Consider the following 17,663-nt stretch of genomic DNA (forward strand, 5'->3'; position numbering starts at 1 on the left):
AATTAAGCTTCTATCAGGCACTACACGAGCGACTGCCCCCCTGAACCAGCAATGGATTTAAGCTAAATAAGTCATCAATAAACATTCACTGACTCTTCGCATTGCAGTACAATTTCCTCAATTAGAAATTAAGCATAACGCAACCAAATGCTTGATTTGATAGAGACTTAGCTTTAGGAATAATAATGCTTACACAACAACAACTTGCCACCATGCTTGCGCTGCAAGATAAAATGAACACAAAAGTTAATCCCGATTGGATTAACGCAGGCTACGGTTACTTACGAGCAGCCATGGTGGAATCCGTTGAAGCTATTGAGCACCACGGCTGGAAATGGTGGAAAGCACAGCAAAAAGACTTGCCACAACTGCAAATGGAATTGGTTGATATTTGGCACTTCGCTCTATCTGCATGCATCATTGATTCTGAAGGTGAAGTCAGTACTGCTGCTGAAAGCATTGCCGCGCAATTGGCGTTAGGTGATGTTACCGTTACTTTCGACGGCAAAGACTACCACCCCAAACAACAGTCGCTGCTAGACAATTTAGAATTGATGACAGGGCTTTGTGCCGCTAAACGTTTTAGTGTGCCCCTTTTCATGGAAATTGTTGAGCAGTGCGATATGCATGCCGATGAACTTTATCGCCAGTACGTGGGCAAAAACGTTTTAAACTTTTTCCGTCAAGATAACGGTTATAAAGAAGGCACATACAAAAAAGAGTGGCAAGGCCGCGAAGATAACGAACATTTGGTGGAAGTCATGAATGACTTGAACCTGTCTGACGCCAGTTTCAGTGACAACGTGTATAAAGGGCTTCAAGCAAGATACACTGCGTAACCTAAATGACTTAGTGCTAGTTGCGCTTTACCTAACAGCACCTACAAAAAAGCCGAGCATAGTCATGTGCTCGGCTTTGTTATTTTTGATGCTGCTAAACTGATAAGTTAAGCATCTACCCACACTAATTTTTCTTTGTATTCAGCTTGAATAACAATATCAAAGCGCTCTTCAAGCACATGACGTTTTACCTTGAGTGTAGGGGTAAGTAAGTCGTTCTCAATGCTCCACTCATTTTTCATGATAACTACACGATCCATAACCTGATGGCTCTCTAGTTTCGCATTGATGTGTTCGAAGGTCTTTTTAAGACTAGCTTCAACACTGGATTTATCATGCTTTTGTGCATCTTCACTTAGTACTAATAAAGCGACAGGCTGAGGAAGGTTATTCCCCGTTACACAAACCTGTTCTACGATAGGGTTTTCCATGAATTTGGCTTCAATAGGTGCTGGCGCTACATATTTACCCTTGGCTGTTTTGAAAATATCTTTCAATCGGCCGGTAATCTTAACGTAACCGTCTGCATCAATAACACCTTTATCGCCCGTACGAAGGTACTTATCTTCAGTAAAAACTTCTGCCGTTTTATCTGGCTCTAAGTAGTATTCCAGCAAATTACAAGGCGCTTTAACCTGAATCTCACCTTCTTCTGAAATGCGAACATCAACGCCCTGATACGCTTTACCGATACAACCAATTTTGTCGTGGCGGAAAGGCACGCTGCTAGTACCGTAGGCACTGTTTTCTGTCATACCCCAACCTTCTGAGATATACACACCAATTTTAGCGAACCATTCAATAACGGCAGGCGCTAATGGTGCTGAACCACTGGCCCATAATCGCGCGCTGTCGATACCAATTCCTTTACGTACTTTCTTCGCTACCAGCTTATTGATAATAGGAATTTTCAGTAAGGTATCGAGTTTTTTCTGTGGCATTTTAGCCAATACGCCCATCTGGAACTTAGTCCAAAGACGAGGAACAGAAATAAATAAGGTAGGTTCGCAGTGAAGTACATCACGTTGGAACGACGATAACGTTTCAACAAAGTGAATTTTGCCACCACTGTAATAGCTTGCCAATTCAACCAGTACTCGTTCGGTGATGTGAGCAAGAGGAAGGTAGCTTAGAAGCCTATCGTCACGGTTGACGTTAAGTTGCTCTAACGATTGCTGTGCAGCCCAACAAATAGTGTAATAACTATGTACTACCCCTTTCGGCTGACCCGTACTGCCTGACGTATAAATAATGGTCATGATGCTGTTCATATCTTGAACAGGCGAGTCATCTATTGGCGAACAATCGATGAACTCTTTCCATTGCTGCTTAGTAGCGATATTCGGATAAGGAAAGGCGACGGTATTATATTCAGCTGGAATAGACGCTACTTGCTCTGCAGTATTATCTAATTTGCCTACGAATAATAATTGAACGTCGGCGTGCTTGAGAACGTATTGTACGGTATCAGGGCCAGCAGTAGAGAAAATTGGCACGGAGACGTGCCCTGCCATCATTATACCTAGATCGGTAATGAACCATTCGGCACAATTTTTCGAGAAAATACCGATTCGGCTACCCGCAGGCAATGCCATTTCTTCAAGGCGTTTTGCCACGCGGCGAGCTAGGTTCCCCACCTGCTTCCACGTATAATTTTGATATTCACCATTAACAGGCTGAGTAAGGAAAACGTCGTCCCCACTGGTTTGTTCCCAGTGGTACAACATACTTAATGGCGATTTAATCACTTCAGTGCTGTTTGCATTTGCTGTCATGTCTAGCGGCATAGGTCACTCATATGTTGTTATAATGTAGCTTATTTTTACAATCATTTCACAGATCTCTAATAAGCCTTATTTTCAGATGAATAACAAGCTTTTTAAACGGACGTTTACATTTCATGCGATGAATGACGTGGCATAGCGCCTGAAATTTAGATTTCTTATAGTTTAGACTTAACTTCTATGATGATCTAATACGCGTTAATTTTAAGCAAACACGCATCACATCATCACTTTAAAAGTTAACAATGCACTTAATCAGCAAAATGCACTCACCATTTTTTATTCAAGTAGGGGAATAGTTCGCTGCTAGGCATAGGTTTAGCGTAAAAGTAGCCTTGGTGTAAAACACATCCTTTCTCAGACAAACTTAACGCCTGCTCTTGAGTTTCTACGCCCTCCGCAACACTCAGCATATTTAAGCTACTAGCAAGGGTTATAGTGGTGGTTACCAAAGCATCATTCGCATTGCTTGGCGCCATATCGTCAACGAAGCTTTTATCAATTTTAAGTACCGATAGTGGGTAACGTTTAAGATAACTTAGCGACGAGTAGCCAGTGCCAAAATCATCTAACGCTAGAATAAAACCTGCATCAACAAAGCGTTCAATTTGACGCAGCGCATTGTCACTATCATCCATCAACACACCTTCTGTAATTTCAAAACGAAACGCTTCTTTTGGCAGATTGAATTCTTTTAGTAACGAAAAAACACTTTCTAAATCAAATTCGGTTTTAAAATGAAGGGCAGATAAATTGATTGAAACGAACCCTGTGAAGCCGTCTTCATACCAAGTAGCAAGGTCTTCGGCAGCCCTACGCATCGCCGCTCGAGTGACTTCAATGATATACCTTAGCTCTTCTAGAACAGGAATAAAGACGTCAGGGTAAATGGGGTTACCATCGAGCTCACCACGCAGTAACAGTTCAACCCCTATCGTGTTTTTTTCATGGGTATTAATGATTGGCTGGTAATGATTGAAAAAACTGTCTTCAGAGTAAGCCCGTTTTATCAAATTCTCTGTGATGAGCCTTTGTTTAGCCCTGTCGTTCATGTCTTTTGTGAAATATGTGAAGCCACTTAGCGTGTCTTTCTTTGCAGAATACATGGCCACATCAGCTTGCTTAATAAGTTCGGCGGGCTCTATGGCATCGTCGGGGTAAAAGGCAATACCCACACTGCATGACACTCGTAGCACCTCGTTAGCCAGCGAGATAGGTGTTTCAACCGACTCGATTAATTGTGCCACAAAGGAGGTTAGCCCATCCGTGGTTTCCATGTCTTCAATGACGATTACAAACTCATCGCCGCCCAACCGCGCCACAGTACCTGCATCAGATACTAAATTGCGCATTCTATTCGCCACGACTTTAAGTAGCTTATCGCCATAATCATGACCGAGTGAGTCGTTAATACCTTTAAAGCGGTCTAAATCGACAAATAACACTGCTACATGGGCACTTTTTTGACGCGCACCAGCAATAGCATGTTCTAGCCTGTCCAACAGTAAGCTGCGGTTAACTAAGCCGGTTAGGCTGTCGTAATTAGCTAACTTTAACAGCTTACGTTCTGCATTTTTTTGTTCAGTAATATCAGACACCACAAGTAGATAATGATCAGCTTGCTCGTCTTTTTCGTTCCCTTTAACAGCGCTGATGTCTATAAGAACGTCGTACTGCTTTGTATCAGCGCCTTCAATAACCGCCTCGTCTTTCCAGAACTCTCCCCCTTTAAGATCAGAGAGCTTGCCAGATAGCTGCCATTCCAACGTAGGATAACGGGTGAAAAGCCTATCTATTTGCTTTGCTAACGACTCTTTACTGTTGAAATTAAATACGTTTTCAAATGCAGGGTTTGCAGCTACAGGCACTTTATTTTTATCAAAAATAAGTACCCAGTCGCGGGTTTGTCGAAACGCATCGCTAAAAAGTAACGCTCGCTGTTGCGCTTTTTGAAGTCGAAATAGATGACGCTGGCGTGAAACCACGTACGCAATAATCATCAGCAGTATTAAGGTGAAATACGCTGCATAGGCAAAAGGCGAACGCCATGGTACATAAGGCATATCAAACGTCAAAGTGGCGGGTAAAACGTTATATTCTACACTGCTAGCAAGTGGTCCCACTGTAAAGTGATAACGACCTGGCTCCAAGTTAGTTAGGGTAATTTTATCGTCTTCTGACACGCCCTCGCTGATAACTTGATTGTAGCGTGATAAGGTGTAGTGATACTTTGCTTTACCCACTCCATTCATCGACAAGGATGAAAAGTGGATGGTCATTCCGTAGTCTTGATAATCCAAACTGATATTCTGTCCGTTCAGATTACCCAGTGGAAGCGGTAGTTCCCGGGAATCTACGCTAACGTCAGTAATGGCAGTTTGTCTTGAAATTAGATTGGAGTTATTACCTATCTGTTTCAGCAAAGCGGGTGAAAACACCACGACGCCGGAAGTGGAACCGTAGGCGAGTCGCCCATCTATGAGCTCAAGTGATGCCCCTTGATTAAATTCTGACACTGATAATTCGCGGCCATAAATAAAGTTTTGCACTTGGGCTGAGGCTGGTGAGTACCGATGCAACCCAGAATGCGAACTAAACCAAATGTCCCCATTACTGTCTTTTTGTAGACCGTAAACGATATTGGAGAGCAACAAATTACTCTCGTTTAAATTGTAAAGCGGTTCAAAGGTATCAGCATCTACACCGAATAACCCATACCCGCTAAAGGCTAGCCATAGCACACCTGTATTATCGATAACCCACGACGTTATCGACCGTTCATTCGCTCGTTGTTTTTCTGAAAAGCGATATACCAACTCATGCTCTAAAGTAACTGGGTCGACCAGCCATAAACCGCCAACCATGGCGAGAAACAGACGGTTATCGTGATAAGGAGAGGCACCTAAGAAACCAATGGAAAAATTGATATCGAAGATATCCTCGTCCAAATCGATAATATCTAACTTTTGCGCGTCTAAGTTGTAGCGGTAGTAATGATTACCTACAAAATATAAGTCGCCGTCAGCACCGATGGTGATACTCGAGTTCCATGCATTGAACACATCGCTATCAAAAGATGATTGCAATCGTGGTATGGATAACTTCCCTGTACTGGGGTCGAACAACCGAATTCCCATGTAAGTTTGCACAAACAACCTGCCATCGCCTGTGGGAACTAACTTTTCGATTAGCCACTCTCTGTCGGCCACAAATTCACTGTCAGAGGTAATGAACTGTTCTGATGTGCGCGTATTTAGGTTAAATCGATTCAGTCCATTCTCGGTACCAATCCACAAGACGTCCTTTTCGGTTTGCGCTAAAGACCAAACCACACTGTCGCTTAGCGTGGTACTTTTGTCATTTCGGTTGTTTTGAATCGCATAAATTTCGGCGCTTTTCACACCAAAATATAGTGCTCCCGCGTAAACCGAACTTAACCATAAGTTCCCCGCATAATCGGTTTCAATATCAACAATGCGCTTGTTAGAAAGCTCTGTTCTGCCGTTATGTGGCTCAAGGATGTGTTCACTCACCCACTTGTTTTGGCTTAGTTGTAATTCGAAAAGACCTTCGTTGGTGCCAAACCAAAATGCATTATCGCCACGTTGTTCCATCGTCCAAATGTTGCGGCTTCTCACTACTCGCTGGAATCCCGAGGGCTTACCGCTAACAATATGCGACAACAACTCACCTTTCGTCGTCTGAAATAACCCATTAACCGTACCTAGCCAAATTCTACCCTGTGCGTCGTGCATCAGAAATTTGGTGTTTAGATTATCCACATCGGGCTCAACGCCATTTAGGTAATTAACGGAAACGGATTCTGAATTAGCACTGGATAAATCGAAGGCATCCAATCCATCACTGGTAGCCAGTAACAGCCAATTGTCCACGACGATAATGTCTCGGATGAAATGTTGCTGAGCAATCAGTTCGTCACTAAGTGTAAAAATCGTCTCGTAAGACATAGTGTTAGTGTCAAAACGAACGACCTGCTCAGGCATGGCAACGAATAAGGTGGTTTCATTTTGCCAAAAAAACTGACTCACATCCTGAAACCAATCTTCTTGGGTTGAAAAAGGCAACGCCACTTGTTTGGTGATGGCTTGGGTGTTGAAATCAAGGCGGAAAACACCCGACGCGTACGTGCTTATCCATAATGCTTTGTCAGTTTCTAAACTAATTTTGTTTATAGATGCATTAACGAAAAGATCGTTCGGGCCTTTTATGATTTTTGTTCTAACGCCATCCCAACGTGCTACGCCGCCATCAGTGGCTATCCATACAAAGCCATCTGCATCTATCGCGATATCGTTCACAACGTCTTGTGGAAGCCCATTTTTAGTAGACAGCGATTGAAATACGGGATTTGAAAGACGGGGAGACTCAGCGTAGCTAACAATGCTAACGAAACAAACAGCAAATAAAACTGAGATTAGGTACCAGCGCATGAAAACTCGTATGAATGAATCGTTATTATTGTTTGTTATAGTGTATCAGAATGTTTGACTAAATTGCAGCCAGTACCATTAAGTTACTGAGACTCGCTTCCGTTTAACTTTATTAGTCTTGTTGAACAGGAACTCGCCCAGTATTAATAACTTGCCGTCGAATACTTGGTTGAGGTGCTAGGCGATACAAATCACCGTTTTGCCCCACGTAGTGTTTTTTCACCCCACATTCTTTAGCTATCATCGCGTGGGCTTTTAAGTGAACCTCTTCACCGTGTACAGGAATAGCAATTTGAGGTTTTACCCAGTGATACATGAGTTTAAGCTCTTCGGCGCACGGGTGACCGCTTGCATGAATGGGCAGTTGGCTGTCTTCGCTCATTATTACTTTAACACCTCTAGCACTAAGCACACTGTTTACTCGCTTAATACTGTCTTCATTACCTGGTATAGCAATAGCAGAATAAATGACGGTATCGCCTTTATCTAACTGTAAATGGGGGTGGTTGTCGTTAGCCATTCGAGAAAGTGCTGTATTTTTCTCGCCCTGACTACCCGTTGCCACAGCAAGCACTTCATTTGGTGGTAAGTACCCTAAGTGAAACGCATCTGCCACTGGCAAGTCTGCAGGCCAAATGTCTTGCTGGCGGGCAATGCTGTACATATTGATGAGGGAACGACCGTACAGTGCGATGTAACGCCCTGTTTTTTGGGCAACCCTAGCAAGGGTAATTAGCCGCGCGATATTACTCCCAAAACACGTAACGACTACCCTGCCCTGCAGAGGTTTAATTGTACTCAACAGACCGTCGTAGCAATTGCGTTCAGATATTGAGAAACCCGGTTTCGTTGCATTGGTAGAATCTCCCACCATGGCAAGAATATTCTCCTCCCCTAGGGCGCGATAGGTATTACTATCAAAAGGCTTACCGGTAATTGGCTGGGCGTCAATTTTCCAGTCGGCAGTATGTAAAACCGTGCCCGCCGATGTGGCTATTTTTAACGCATATGGTTCGGGCAACGAATGGGTTACCGATAACCAACTAACATCAAAGGGCCCTAGTGTCAGCGTTTGCTCAGAAGCTATCTCTACTATAGGTACTTTATTGATCAATTTTGTTTGTGCAAGTTTGCGGCGCAACACTTCGGCAGTAAAAGAGGTGGTATAAATGGGGCACTGAAAACGCGCCCACAGATAGGGCAATGCGCCCACGTGATCTTCATGCGCATGAGTGATAACAATACCGGCAATATTTTCTTTTTGTGCTGCAATGAAGGTGGGATCTGGTGCAACTACCCTATGATGGGTTTGCTTGTTTGTGCCAGAATAGCGGTAAGGCGGAATAAGCGGTTCGTCGAATGATACCCCGCAATCTACCATTAACCACTTGCCGTCATGCCCATACAGGTTCAGGTTCATGCCTATTTCCCCAGTTCCCCCTAAGGGTAAAAACCAAAGTTCCTCTTTTTTCGGCGTTATCAAACCTTAACCACTCCTTTAACTGCTTTCAGGTTAGAATATAAAACTTCCATGAGAGTTGTTACTATACTTTCATACGTAAATACTTAAAGACCGAATATTTGTCATGACCACGACGTTATCTGAAATGGAAGCACGTGTTATTGGTGTATTACTTGAAAAGTCAGTGACTACGCCTGAACAATACCCTTTGTCCCTTAATGCACTCACCAATGGATGTAACCAAAAAAGTAACCGATTGCCCGTCACCCAGTTAACTGAAGACGAAGTCATTAAAATACTTGATGGATTGAAAGGTAAACGAATTGTTCAAGCTTCATCTGGCTATGGTAGCCGAGTAGACAAATATTCCCACCGTTTTTGTAATACTGAATTCGGTGACATAAAACTTAGCGACCATCAGCAAGCCATTATCACCGAGCTTTTACTTCGAGGGCCGCAAACCCCTGGCGAATTGCGAGGGCGGTGCCAGCGATTAGCGCAATTTGCTGACATCAGTGACGTAGAGGCAACCATCAGCAGCTTACTTGCTTACCAGCCGGATGCTCTTATTTACTCACTACCAAGAGAGTCTGGTAAAAGAGAGATACGCTATAACCACACATTTTGTCAGCTAGGTGAGAACAGCAGTGCCAGTGAAAGCACAGACGACAATACCGATACCGTTGAAACACTGAAGGCGGCTCTACTTCAAGTAAAAGCCACCCTTGCCGATTTAGAATCGAGAATTAATGATTTAGCATCAGGCGACTAGTGCAAACGTACGTTGAGTTGGTCAATAATTTCAGCCCAATCAGCGTCGTCTTCGATAGCCGTTTTCAAGAAATCCGCTTGGCTTTCAGACCAAAACGGTGCTTCGAAAATATGTTGGCTCTTATTTAAGCCTTTGTGCGTTTCAATAAAACTTTCTATCGCTTCGTCGCTACTAGCTAGCCCTAACTGTTCAAACAAACTGCTCATAGTCGGTTGTTCAGTAAACATGGTAGCTCCTCTTCAATCATGATAATCCGTTAATATTGAAACGCTAGAAGCAAATGATGGGATCATTAAATTTGCTGTGCAAATTCCTCTGGTTCCATCACTTCGCCTTCTTCTCCTGGTACCGGACAAACCATAACCGTAAGATTGTCTTGTGTCATGCCGCCCACCCATTTGGTAAGAAAGTCTTTAGTTGAGATTTCCATCGCTTCACAGTCTGACCAATCTTCAGTTGCCCACAGCAAAGCAAGAGATGATTCTGGCCATACAGGAATGCCATCTTCATCGTCTGTCGTTAACATCACGCAACCATGTTCATCTTTAAGAATGAAAAGTTTGCCCGAAGTTTTAATTAGTTCAACGCTGGCTTCTAAGCGTTCGAACGCGTTCATTTGTAATAATGGGTGTTGAGTCGTCATAATTTTCTCTTTGCTATTTGGCTGGGTGTATGGCCGATACACTTGTAATTAAGGCTTCAAGCCCTACACGCCTAACTTGTTTCATGGTGTGAAGGTAAACTTTCATGGTGATACCTTCTAAAGGCTGTAATAGTGAAATTGCGATAGTTGGATCAAGTTGATTTACCGCTCCTTCAGGGAGTACAGCAACACCACCTTCATATTGTAGGTTATTAAGGGCTAAATTGAGTGAGTTCGTACGCAGTTTAGCATCACGAAGCTGAGGGTATAACGTCAGTAACAAATCTCTGGCTTTGCTACCCCAATCAATAGCGACAAACTCTGCCGCGTCTACCACATTACTACCTTCACCAATTCGGTATAACCCTAATTGGTTTTCTAATAACACTTCACTTTTAACTTCTTCTGACTTGAGCGGCTCGGTTGAAAACGCCAAATCGGTTACCCGTTCGTGTAATTGACGAGACAGCCCATCAAGTGAGAGTACTTCTGCTTTAACAGACCAGTCGGGAAAGGTATTGTGAAGGTGACTTAAGGTGGTTGGCAACATTAATTCACTGGCTAATTGCGTTGCCCCGCACACTACGTATTCAGAAGATTGAATTTGCAGTTCTTGCTTGGCTTCATTTAACGTGCTGCATAGCTGACGCGCATACGGCAACAGCTTTTCACCAGATTGGGTTAGCTGAATACTGTTGCGCTGGCGTATGAAAAGCGTGGTATGAAAGTATTCTTCTAACAACTTGATCCGCGCACTTACCGCAGATTGCGTTAAATAGAGATTTTCAGCTGCTTTGCCAAAATGTCGGGTTTTTGCAACTTCAATAAATGTGGTGAGAAAGCGTATATCCATGCTTCTTACAAAACCGATAAATAAGTGATTGTAAATTGTCACAGATGATACGGCATGTAAACACAAAAGCACAGCAACGCACTGCTATAAAAGCAGTGCGTTGTATTTATTTTCAACTAAGAAGCGTATTAACTACCTTCGTGCATTAAACGGCGCTGTTTCTCTCGACGTTGTAAGTCACGATTTTGTTTGTTTTTTACGCTTTGGTGGCGCTTTGTGCCCACCTTCTTGGTGTGAAAGTCTTCCTCTTCTACCGAGTCCAATTCTTCACTTTGGTAACGATAGTCTTTACTCATGTCTATCTCTAGGTTATTGCCACGTCGTCATTATTGTCTTGGCACCAAAAATAGAAAACGAATTTTTATCATCGTTGCGACAATAATTTTTTATAGTGGGTTTCATTCACGTATTTCGCTTCATCCCTTCAATTCCCCCACGTCCAGCCACCTTTTCACTGCCGAATCCAAAAAATAAAAAAATTACATCTTATTCATGACCTTAGATGAAAATAGAAGAAAATATCTTTGGAAAAATACACTTTTTACACCCCGTAAATTAGTACATATTTACACTTTGCATTTTCCAACAAAATTTTTTATTGATAAGGAAAAAATGTTTTGTTTTATGTTCTGATTCTTTTGTCTTAAAAGTTCGCTTGAAGACAACTCAATGCTGGGTACAACCATGAAAAATTTATCAATTCGCGTTTCTCAAAAACCTTTTATAGATAGACAAAAATTTCCTTATGGCTTTCGAAAATCTGGCGATTTCAGTATTGGTGAGGCAGATATACTAACCGGTTATGGAAAAACCCTGCTGGCACTGGAATGCGGAGAATTAACACCAGAGACGGATGATGAGCGTCATTTTATAGATTTTGTTAGTGGTAAAGTGGATGCTGACAATACTATTGAGCGCACCTGGGCCAAGTATGTACGCTTATCTCGAGGCAAGAAGCACTTCTACACGTTGCATAGCACCGCTGCGAGTAATCAGTCAGACTACGATGAAGATTACAGTGACGAAGCATTTGACGTAGCGTAATTTGGCGTTCAATTTATGTATAACCAGCTCGATGGAAATCGTGCTGGTTGCTTTTACTTGTGATTTTTCCCTCGCTTTTCACCGCTTTGTTGATCCATATCTTGATTGCGTCCGAACAAATCTTTGCATATTTGTAATGTTCTAACAGATGGTTCTATATTAATAACTTAGCTTTGTGAAATTGCTATTTTACGCAAACCACGCTGTTGAGAAATAGTAGAACAATATCTAATGAATTACCCAAGCCTGAAGGCAAAGGAGGCGCAGCGATGATGGTGTCATATAAACAAATTAAACATTTTTCAATTCATGCTACCGATAAGGACATAGGCGGCGTACGAGATATACTTTTTGACGATAAAGATTTTGTCATTAGATATGTAGTTGCCGATACGAATACATGGCTTCCACTTAGCAGGAAAGTGGTGATATCACCTATTTCAGTCACCCGATTGGATCAGGAAGAAGAAACCGTTGATGTTTCCATGACCTCAGACACGCTTAAAAATAGCCCATCTATTGATGAACACAAACCGGTTTCAAGAGAATTCGAAGAAACACTATTTCGTTACTTTGGCTATGGCTATTACTGGATTGGTCCTGGTGCGTGGGGCGATTTCGCTCACCCTAATCAGCTAGCGGATCCTGAGTTAGCCGCTATGGGTAAAGAAGAGTTAGACAATAAACCTGAAAATCACTTAAGAGCTTGCGGCGAGGTCAGTGGCTACGAAGTGGCAACCCAAGAAGATAACGTTGGGCACATTAGCGATTTTGTGTTTGATATTGAAAGCTGGCAAATTCAAATGCTAGTGGTAGATACAAACAATTGGCTACCGGGTGGTAAAAAGCTCGCGGTACTGCCATCAGACATCAAGAGTATTGATTGGTCTTCCCATAATGTCTCTGTCGACCTAACCCATGAGGGATTGATGGCTAGACCGGAGGTTGACCTTGATAAACTAGGCGACGCTGCATACATAGAGGCTTTAATAGCGAACGCGAAACTTGTCTAGCGAGGTAGAGTGCCTGTCGAGCGTTAGCGGTTAACTACCTTTAAATAACTTAGATTTAAGTAATCTCTGTTTAAATGAAACTAGGTTAATCATTCTGAGCGCAAAAGAACTTGTGAAGCAAACCGATGGTTTGTTTCACTCTTTCGTCGGCTAGTCGATAGTAAATAGTTTGTCCGTCACGGCGTGTAGCCACCATTTTAGACTCTCTTAATAGTGCCAGATGCTGAGAAATCACAGGCTGAGAAACGTCTACATGGTCTAACATCTGAGTAACAGATAACTCTTTGTCCACTAAAGAGCATAAAACCATTAAACGGGTTTTATTCGCCAACTGCTTTAGATAGAGCTCGGCTTCCATTGTATATTGAGCCATTTCACTCGTATCAACAGATAGATTATCAACGGCAAGATTATCAGTCATAACAACTCACTTATAAATTTACGTAGACAGGATACCAACCCGCCACCTTATACTAAAGTATACTACTATAGCAGCGAACGCCAAAACTCAATGTCACTTTTTTATAAAATATATAATGAAAGTAGGTGGTAGAAAATATAGCGATTTCCTTATATAGTAAACTCATCATTATTTTTCAAGGTGCTTAAATGTTAATCGATATCACTACTAGACTTGCCAATATCCCTTTTCCCCTTCGTTGTATAACAGCGAAAGAAGCGATGCAGGAAATATCTTCTAATCACGGTTTATTACTTGATGTTCGTGAACCCGCAGAGGCAGCATCTAGCCCTGTGGAAGCAGCATTAAATATTCCTCGTGGCATACTTGAGATGAAGGTTATCGAAAAATGTAAAGATGCCAAGTTTCCCATCTATATTCATTGCGCCTCAGGCATTCGCGCCAAATTAGCTGCCGAACAGCTAATGCACATGGGGTATGACAACGTGAGCGTAGTAACCTGTTCAATAGGCGATATTAAGCAAGCCACTGACGCATAAGCGCTGACAGCCTCAGGCTGCTTGTGGTATAACCGCTCTATACAGTGACGGAATAATCGATTAGAGCTCGCGGATGTTAAAATCTACATTAGAACAATGGCGCATGTTTAAGGCAGTGGTAGATGCTGGAGGCTTCAATCAAGCTGCCGCATTAGTGCATAAGAGCCAGTCTAGTGTACATCACGCGGTTCAAAAGTTAGAAAATGCTATTGGCGTTGTGTTGTTTGAAAACAGTGGGCGCAAGGTAAAGCTATCCCCTCAAGGGGAGTTAATGTATCGGCGAGCGGCGTTCGTTTTAAATGAAGCCCAGAAATTAGAAGCGGTAGCGGCTAGCTTACAAGCAGGAACCGAAACCCTTCTCCGTATCGCCGTTGATATCATTTTTCCATCCGATTTACTTTATAATGTATTGAGTAAAGTCTCTGATGAATTTCCTCTGCTACGTATCGAGATTGAAGAAACTGTGTTGAGCGGCGCAAACTCTTTGCTTGATAGTGGCAATGTGGATATTGCGATATCACCCTTCCCCTACCCCGGCGGATTCAGTGAAGATTTATGCGAAATAGACTTTGCTGCCGTAGCACATGTTGATCATCCTCTGCACGCACTCGACCGCGCCCTAACACTAGAAGATTTAAAGTCACATCGTCAAATAGTGGTAAGAGACTCATCTGCTGAGCGTAAAGTTGATGCTGGTTGGCTTGGCGCCGAGCAGCGCTGGACGGTTAGCCATATTAGAACGTCGGTAGATATGATTTCTCAAGGACTTGGATTTGCTTGGCTACCTATCGCTATTATTAAAAAAGAATTAGAAGAAGGGCTATTGGTGCCACTACCTCTTGGTAGCAATGGCGGTTTACGTCGCGCAATGCTTTATCTCACATTTGAGGATGGTGATGGCTTAGGACCAGCAGCCAGAAGCTTTATCGGTGAACTTAGATATCAATCGATGCAGCTTCCTTCTGCCGATGGCATGCTTGAACAATGCGTAGAGTCTATACAAAGGTAACGTAAGCAATAGCAATTTACCTATCGCGAAGCTCTACGTAACGCATTGACCTAATAATACAAACCCAGCAGCCTTAGCCAATACCTAGCCCTATCTGTTGGCCACCGTATAAAAATCCAAACAGGGCGATGGATAGCCCAAATAGTGCTACAGCGCCGTCATCCGTTGCCATACCAATAGCCATAATCAATACAGCAAACGCCGGTATTAATCCCATAAAGGGTACTAACTCTAGTGGCACCATCAACAAACCACACGCTGCACAGCTTAGCGCTATAAGCGAACGGAACACAGGTTGGCGCATAAAAAACCAACGCGGCATTAAGAAACGGTCAAATCGCACCGCCACAGGTTTCATTTTATTTACCAAAAATTCTATTCGCTCTGCATCCATTTCAATTTTCATAATGGTAGCGGGAAGCCACGGATGACGTCGACCGAGTAAAATTTGCATTGCTATCAGTAAAATTGTCACACCGGTAATGGTGGGTATACCAGGAATAGCCCCTATGGGCGTTGCCGCAATAAACGCAGGCAGAGCCAACATGGGGCCAAATCCCCTTTTTTCCATCGCATTCCAGAACTCGGAAAACGCCATGACGTCGGTGGTGTTTTTAGGCTGCATTTTTCCCAACAACTCATAAAGTGTCATTGACCTTGCGCCAGTTTCCTTAAACATTTTCATTCCCTATTTATGGCTTAAGACTAATGCCTTATTTCCATCGAAACCTATGCGTCTTGGGTGATAGCGAAGCGCAATACGCTTTTGGTATTCCATCAAAAATTCAATTAGGTCAGCAATATCACCGTGTACAACGCTTTTATCTTTCACTAACTCAACCGTAAAAATCTGAGATTAATTTTTCAGAAGCATTCTGGTAAGCGGTGAATTTTCGCGTTCGGTTGCAAAGCGACTATGCGTAAATAATGCGATAACTGTGCCACTGAAGTTATTCGTCGTTCAAATTTATGCATTTTGGTAGCGATCGGCACAATATGTGCTTTATTAGCTAAAGATATGTCATTGTGCGGATTGTATTTAGCTAACCCCTTTTACGTGATGCGAGGATCGCATTATGAGGTCAGCCCAGAGATATTGCTGCGCTTTTCAACCAAAGTTGAGTATGAATGCGACAACGTCTACGTTTGAATGTAATAATGCACAAATAATTATAAAATCAGGTCAATTTACTTCCCCAGCGCGCTGAACTAAGCAATCAGGAAGTGATTGATCATTTAAAAAAGGGATATTCAAGTGTTAACTGTTTTGCTTGTAGATGATGATGCCGAGTTTACCGAGGTGGCCTGCACTATTATTGAGTTTCTCGGCCACGAAGTGCTAACTGCTGCCACATTAGGCGAAGCGCGTGACTGGTTAAAGAAAGAAACCTTCGATCATGTATTACTTGATTTCATGTTGCCAGATGGCAGCGGTGCACACTTGTTCGATGAACTTAACGCGCTTCCCAAACGCCCACGCATTACCCTTATTACCGGACACCCATCGGTTAAAGGCGTCATTAAAGGTTTGTGCGGCCCCAATATTGATTACCTTGTTAAGCCTATTCAACGCGAAGATATTGAAGCAGTATTAACAGGAAAACCTAAAGTCGCTGAAGATACCCGCGAAAAAATTGAAAAGCATTTCGATTTGCTTATTGGCGAATCTGCGCCAATGAAAGAACTTTATAAATTAATTGAAAGAGTGAGCAGAACGAGTGCCAACGTTATGCTACTGGGCGAAAGTGGTGTAGGTAAAGAGGTGGTTGCAGCCGCTATTCACCGCGCGTCACAAAGCGAAGGCCCTTACGTAGTGACTAACTGTGGTGCCTTTTCAAAAGAATTAATTGGTAGTGAACTATTTGGCCACGAAAAAGGTGCCTTTACTGGTGCAGTTGGCCGTAAAGAAGGTGTTTTCGAACAAGCTGAAGGCGGATGTTTATTCTTAGATGAAATCACCGAAATGCCTATCGATATGCAGCCAAATCTACTACGCGTATTGGAAAACAAAGTGGTTATCCGTGTTGGCGGTACTAAAACTATTCCGGTTAATTGCCGCGTGGTGTCAGCCACCAACCGAACCATGGAAGAGATAGCGCAAAGCAAAGTGTTGCGTGAAGATATCTACTTCAGACTTGCCGTGTTTCCAATCACGATACCTACGTTGCGCGAGCGTAAAGAGGACATTCCTTTATTAGCGAAAACCTTTATTGAAGAATTTAATAAAGACAATGGGTCTAAGTTTAGTTGGCAAGAAAGTCAGCTAAATACATTACAAGCCTATGACTGGCCAGGTAACGTTCGTGAATTGCGCCACTTTGTCCATCGTGCAGCCATTATGAGCGACCCGACAAAACAAGTAATAGAGCTTCCTAAAACGATTGAGTCGCCTTTTGCTAAAAAACAAAGTACAGCGCCAGCACTTCAAGCGGGACGTACTATTGAAGATGTCGAGAAAGAACTTATTTACGCCACGCTTGAGAAGGTAAATGGGAATAAAACCATGGCCGCTGACATGCTCGGCATAAGCACCAAAACTTTATACAACCGACTTCACGCGTATGGCGATTTGGTCAAAGAAGACTAGTAAGGCAGGACAAAAGTTATGACTGAAGATGAGTTTGCCCGATTAAGCACTTATGTACACGATGCACGCAAACCACTAAATCGCATTTCTATGCAAGCTGAATTGGTAAAAATGGCGCTTAATGGCGAAGTTCCCGCCCAAAAAGCGATGGCAGCATTGGATAAGATAATAACCAGTGCTAAAGATTGCAGTGACTCCCTTTCTGAAATGACTTCAGATTTTGGCGACACATTATTGGATTGATGT

18 protein-coding genes are annotated in these 17,663 nt (G+C 42.8%); 8 read left to right on the forward strand and 10 right to left on the reverse strand.

The features are described 5' to 3' along the window. Nucleotides 1-185: 185 nt before the first annotated feature. Nucleotides 186-839 (forward strand): dUTP diphosphatase, encoded by a 654-nt coding sequence (locus J5X92_RS11940; RefSeq protein WP_126873391.1) that lies wholly within the window; start codon nt 186-188, stop codon nt 837-839. 107 nt (nt 840-946) lie between these two features. On the opposite strand, the gene J5X92_RS11945 is transcribed toward J5X92_RS11940, so the two are convergent. The 3 genes from J5X92_RS11945 to J5X92_RS11955 all read right to left on the reverse strand — a co-directional run bounded on the left by J5X92_RS11945 (nt 947) and on the right by J5X92_RS11955 (nt 8,557). Further along, the gene (locus J5X92_RS11945) at nt 947-2,626 is read right to left on the reverse strand and encodes an AMP-binding protein (protein ID WP_208805825.1); all 1,680 of its coding nucleotides are present in this window, start codon (nt 2,624-2,626) and stop codon (nt 947-949) included. Nucleotides 2,627-2,892: 266 nt separating this feature from the next. Next, entirely contained in the window at nt 2,893-7,074 is a 4,182-nt protein-coding gene (locus tag J5X92_RS11950; protein ID WP_208805826.1) for an EAL domain-containing protein, read from the reverse strand. 112 nt (nt 7,075-7,186) lie between these two features. Beyond that, the gene (locus tag J5X92_RS11955; RefSeq protein WP_208805827.1) at nt 7,187-8,557 is read right to left on the reverse strand and encodes a ribonuclease J; all 1,371 of its coding nucleotides are present in this window, start codon (nt 8,555-8,557) and stop codon (nt 7,187-7,189) included. Between the two features lie 103 nt (nt 8,558-8,660). On the opposite strand from J5X92_RS11955, the gene J5X92_RS11960 reads away from it, so the two are divergent. Further along, entirely contained in the window at nt 8,661-9,308 is a 648-nt protein-coding gene (locus tag J5X92_RS11960) for a DUF480 domain-containing protein (RefSeq protein WP_208805828.1), read from the forward strand. Here the strand turns inward: J5X92_RS11960 and J5X92_RS11965 are convergent. From J5X92_RS11965 to J5X92_RS11980, 4 genes are all read right to left on the reverse strand, one after another. Further along, nucleotides 9,305-9,535 carry a DUF2789 domain-containing protein gene (locus J5X92_RS11965; RefSeq protein WP_013783682.1) on the reverse strand — a complete coding sequence of 77 codons (231 nt, stop codon included), beginning with the start codon at nt 9,533-9,535 and terminating at the stop codon, nt 9,305-9,307. The two genes, J5X92_RS11960 and J5X92_RS11965, sit on opposite strands and share 4 nt — an antisense overlap. 65 nt (nt 9,536-9,600) lie before the next feature. Continuing rightward, nucleotides 9,601-9,951, reverse strand: coding sequence for a DUF2750 domain-containing protein (locus tag J5X92_RS11970; RefSeq protein WP_057791259.1), 351 nt, complete (start codon nt 9,949-9,951; stop codon nt 9,601-9,603). Nucleotides 9,952-9,964: 13 nt separating this feature from the next. Continuing rightward, nucleotides 9,965-10,804 carry a LysR family transcriptional regulator gene (locus tag J5X92_RS11975; protein WP_208805829.1) on the reverse strand — a complete coding sequence of 280 codons (840 nt, stop codon included), beginning with the start codon at nt 10,802-10,804 and terminating at the stop codon, nt 9,965-9,967. 128 nt (nt 10,805-10,932) lie between these two features. Next, the gene (locus tag J5X92_RS11980; RefSeq protein WP_172602882.1) at nt 10,933-11,100 is read right to left on the reverse strand and encodes a hypothetical protein; all 168 of its coding nucleotides are present in this window, start codon (nt 11,098-11,100) and stop codon (nt 10,933-10,935) included. Nucleotides 11,101-11,488: 388 nt separating this feature from the next. On the opposite strand from J5X92_RS11980, the gene J5X92_RS11985 reads away from it, so the two are divergent. After that, the gene (locus J5X92_RS11985) at nt 11,489-11,848 is read left to right on the forward strand and encodes a DUF413 domain-containing protein (RefSeq protein ID WP_208805830.1); all 360 of its coding nucleotides are present in this window, start codon (nt 11,489-11,491) and stop codon (nt 11,846-11,848) included. 269 nt (nt 11,849-12,117) lie between these two features. After that, on the forward strand, nt 12,118-12,861 hold the full coding sequence (locus J5X92_RS11990) for a PRC-barrel domain-containing protein (RefSeq protein WP_208805831.1): 744 nt from the start codon (nt 12,118-12,120) through the stop codon (nt 12,859-12,861). Between the two features lie 85 nt (nt 12,862-12,946). On the opposite strand, the gene J5X92_RS11995 is transcribed toward J5X92_RS11990, so the two are convergent. Continuing rightward, nucleotides 12,947-13,282: a metalloregulator ArsR/SmtB family transcription factor gene (locus tag J5X92_RS11995; protein ID WP_172602883.1), complete on the reverse strand. Its 336-nt coding sequence runs from the start codon at nt 13,280-13,282 to the stop codon at nt 12,947-12,949. A gap of 188 nt (nt 13,283-13,470) precedes the next feature. Between J5X92_RS11995 and J5X92_RS12000 the strand changes: the two genes are divergently transcribed. Both J5X92_RS12000 and J5X92_RS12005 read left to right on the forward strand, forming a co-directional pair. Beyond that, complete coding sequence (locus tag J5X92_RS12000) at nt 13,471-13,821, forward strand: rhodanese-like domain-containing protein (protein WP_129738997.1); 351 nt, start codon at nt 13,471-13,473, stop codon at nt 13,819-13,821. A gap of 73 nt (nt 13,822-13,894) precedes the next feature. Next, on the forward strand, nt 13,895-14,830 hold the full coding sequence (locus J5X92_RS12005) for a LysR family transcriptional regulator (protein ID WP_129738999.1): 936 nt from the start codon (nt 13,895-13,897) through the stop codon (nt 14,828-14,830). Nucleotides 14,831-14,903: 73 nt separating this feature from the next. Here J5X92_RS12005 and J5X92_RS12010 read toward each other — a convergent pair whose 3' ends face one another. Both J5X92_RS12010 and J5X92_RS12015 read right to left on the reverse strand, forming a co-directional pair. Further along, entirely contained in the window at nt 14,904-15,509 is a 606-nt protein-coding gene (locus J5X92_RS12010; RefSeq protein ID WP_208805832.1) for an exopolysaccharide biosynthesis protein, read from the reverse strand. 9 nt (nt 15,510-15,518) lie between these two features. Next, on the reverse strand, nt 15,519-15,662 hold the full coding sequence (locus J5X92_RS12015; RefSeq protein ID WP_208805833.1) for a hypothetical protein: 144 nt from the start codon (nt 15,660-15,662) through the stop codon (nt 15,519-15,521). A gap of 423 nt (nt 15,663-16,085) precedes the next feature. Between J5X92_RS12015 and J5X92_RS12020 the strand changes: the two genes are divergently transcribed. Together J5X92_RS12020 and J5X92_RS12025 are read left to right on the forward strand one after the other, a co-directional pair. Continuing rightward, nucleotides 16,086-17,417, forward strand: coding sequence for a sigma-54 dependent transcriptional regulator (locus tag J5X92_RS12020; RefSeq protein WP_208805834.1), 1,332 nt, complete (start codon nt 16,086-16,088; stop codon nt 17,415-17,417). An 18-nt stretch (nt 17,418-17,435) separates the two neighbouring features. Then, nucleotides 17,436-17,660, forward strand: a complete 225-nt coding sequence (locus tag J5X92_RS12025; protein WP_126873402.1) for a hypothetical protein — start codon at nt 17,436-17,438, stop codon at nt 17,658-17,660. Nucleotides 17,661-17,663 lie beyond the last annotated feature (3 nt).

This window comes from Alteromonas sp. K632G, assembly GCF_017653625.1.
Classification (GTDB): domain Bacteria; phylum Pseudomonadota; class Gammaproteobacteria; order Enterobacterales; family Alteromonadaceae; genus Alteromonas; species Alteromonas naphthalenivorans.